The organism is Celeribacter marinus (genome assembly GCF_965656515.1).
In the GTDB taxonomy this organism is placed as follows: Bacteria; Pseudomonadota; Alphaproteobacteria; order Rhodobacterales; family Rhodobacteraceae; genus Celeribacter; species Celeribacter marinus_D.
In genome coordinates, this window is sequence record NZ_CBFHKW010000100.1 from 1 (window position 1) to 3,032 (window position 3,032).

Annotated in this window: 3 protein-coding genes; 1 reads left to right on the top strand and 2 read right to left on the bottom strand. The window is 57.2% G+C overall.

Going from position 1 to position 3,032, the window contains the following annotated elements; genetic code table 11:
* Positions 1-1,051, bottom strand: a 1,051-nt coding sequence (locus tag ACTG34_RS13455) for a homocitrate synthase/isopropylmalate synthase family protein (protein WP_439105390.1), incomplete at its 3' end; no start/stop codon positions are given.
* Positions 1,048-2,514 carry a cysteine--tRNA ligase gene (cysS, locus tag ACTG34_RS13460; protein WP_439105391.1) on the bottom strand — a complete coding sequence of 489 codons (1,467 nt, stop codon included), beginning with the start codon at positions 2,512-2,514 and terminating at the stop codon, positions 1,048-1,050. The genes cysS and ACTG34_RS13455, both read right to left, overlap by 4 nt.
* 195 nt (positions 2,515-2,709) lie before the next feature.
* Here cysS and ACTG34_RS13465 point away from each other — a divergent pair.
* A partial coding sequence (locus ACTG34_RS13465) for a MazG nucleotide pyrophosphohydrolase domain-containing protein (protein ID WP_439105392.1) occupies positions 2,710-3,032 on the top strand: 323 nt, incomplete at its 3' end.

Consider the following 3,032-nt stretch of genomic DNA (forward strand, 5'->3'; position numbering starts at 1 on the left):
ACAGGCGTCTGCGCAAATTGCTTTGCCCTGCTTGGTTCGACATCGGCACGATGCGCGTGTTGCCGACCGTTTCGGGCGCGATATGTTCATAGGTGGTCGGATCTTTGAGGATGGCCGAGGCATGCAACCCCGCCTTATGGGCAAAGGCCGATGCCCCGACATAGGGCGCCGAGCGCAGCGGCACACGGTTCAAAATGTCGTCCAACGTGCGGGATGTCTTCACCAGCCCCGCCAACGCGTCATGGGTCACCCCCGTTTGCAAGGTCGAGCAATAGGGCTCTTTGAGCAAAAAGGTCGGGATCAAACTGGTCAGATTGGCATTGCCGCACCGCTCGCCCAACCCGTTCAACGTGCCTTGGACGTGGCGCGCACCGGCATTGACGGCGGCCAAGGTGTTTGCGACCGCGTTGCCCGTGTCATCATGTGTGTGGATGCCAAGACGGTCGCCCGTGATGCCGCTATCAATCACCGCGCGGGTGATCTGTGCGACCTCATCGGGGAGCGTTCCGCCATTGGTATCACACAGCACGATCCACCGCGCCCCCGCATCATATGCGGCGTGCAGGCATTTGAGCGCATACTCAGGATTGGACTTGTAGCCGTCAAAGAAATGTTCGGCGTCAAATAGCGCCTCACGCCCCTGTGCAACCACATATTCGATGGAGCGCGCGATGTTTTCGAGGTTCTCGTCAAGGGTAAATCCAAGCGCCGTGGTGACGTGAAAATCATGGGTTTTGCCGACCAGACACACGGCCTTGGTCTTTGCGTTTAGCACGCCCGCAAGCACATCGTCGTTGGCCGCAGAGCGCCCTGCCCGTTTGGTCATCCCGAAGGCCAAAAAGGTCGCGTTGACCTTTGGCGGGGCGTCAAAAAACTCGGTGTCGGTCGGATTGGCACCGGGCCAACCGCCCTCGATGTAATCCATACCAAGTGCGTCGAGCGCATGGGCGATCTGGTGTTTTTCTTGGGTGGAAAACTGCACACCTTGGGTCTGTTGGCCGTCCCGCAATGTCGTGTCAAACAGGTAGAGGCGTTGTTTTTGGGTGCTCATAACAGCCCCTCCAGTTTTGACGCGTCAAAGGTGGGGCCAGCGTCCAATTCCACGCCCGTTTTCGACATGCGGACCTCAACGCCCGCGTCCAAAAGCGCGGTTTTGAGCGCATCGACAGCGGAGAAGTCTTTGGTTTCCATGGCTGTGGCGCGCAGGGTGGCGAGGCGGTCGGCGTAGGCGGATAGGTCGAGCAGGCTTTCCACCGCCCCGTCAAAAACCCACGACCCCATCGTCGCATTGTCAACCAACAAGCCAAGGAGTTGGGCCGAAGCCGCAAAGTTCTCTATCTCGTCCACTGGCACGTCCGCACGTTGCCGCGCCTGAATATCCTTATAAATCTCGTGCAATATTACGATGGCTTTGGATGTATTTATATCATCACAAAGCGCTTCCAAAACACGCCGATCAGGAGAACCACCGCCTGAGGCAGAATTGGAAATTGCGCGCCACTTTCTCAATGTAGCCTCTGCCTGCGCCGCCTTCTCTGCGGTCCAGTCCATCGGCTTGCGGTAGTGCGTGCTCAAGAACACGAAGCGGATCACTTCGCCCGGCACGGGAGCTTGGCCATCATGGCCATCCAACAAGTTGCGCACGGTAAAGAAATTGCCAAGCGACTTGGACATTTTCTTGCCCTCGACCTGTAGCATTTCATTGTGGAGCCAGACATTGGCAAACCCGCCCCCATCTTCCGCGTGACCTGAGGCGCAGCAGCTTTGCGCGATCTCGTTTTCGTGGTGCGGGAACATCAAATCGTTGCCGCCGCCGTGAATATCAAAATGGTCGCCAAGCAAGTCCTTGGCCATGGCCGAGCATTCGATGTGCCATCCCGGACGCCCAACACCCCACGGGCTATCCCATCCGGGTTGATCGCCAACAGACGGCTTCCAAAGGACAAAATCCATCGGGTCGCGTTTGTAATCGGCCACTTCGACGCGTGCACCCGCGATCATATCATCGGTGGAGCGCCCCGACAGGGCGCCGTATTTGGCATAGCTGTCGACCGAGAACAACACATGGCCCGCGCCATCGCTATAGGCGTGACCCTCGGCAATCAGCCCCTCGATCATCGCAATCATCTGGGGGATATACTGTGTTGCGCGTGGCATTTGGTCGGGATCAAGCGCGCCCACGGCCCGCATGTCGTCCAGATACCATTGGATGGTCTCGTCGGTGATCTCGTTGATGGTGCGGGGAGTGGTGGTGCGGCGACTGTCCGCCGCGCGCGCGTTGATCTTGTCGTCCACATCGGTGAAATTTCGCACATATGTGACGTGATCGGCCCCGTAGATTTCGCGCAACAAACGGTAGAGCACATCAAACACAATCACGGGACGCGCATTGCCGATGTGGGCGCGATCATAGACCGTTGGCCCACACACATACATGCGAACATTCGTGTCATCGATCGGTACAAAGACGTCCTTTTTACGGGTCTTTGTATTCGTCAGCTTGATCTGGGTCATCAGCGTGCAGGCCTCTTTATCGGGTGTCCCCGCGGGCTTATCAGCTTCATCTGTTAGAGAAAAGAGACCGATCCCGCGTAACGTGTGTTAGCGGATAATGCAGCAGATAATAATGGTGCATGTCGTGATCATAGCGCGACCTTAGCGCGCGTTTTGCCGCTTGCAAACCCCTTTGTCCGCCGCCACGTTAGTCAGATGACAGACGCACCCAAAGACCCGATCCACGCCGTCCCCGAGGGGATCACGCAACTCTTGGACATCATGCGCCGCTTGCGTGATCCAAAGGGCGGGTGCCCGTGGGATATCGAACAGGATTTTGCGACCATTTCGCCCTACACGATTGAAGAAGCCTATGAGGTCGATGATGCAATTGCGCGCGGCGACATGGAGGATTTGAAATCGGAACTCGGCGATTTGCTGTTTCAATCCGTGTTTCAGGCGCAAATTGCGGCGGACAAAGGCCTGTTTGATTTCCACGATGTGGCCAAATCCATTTCGGCCAAGATGATTTCGCGTCA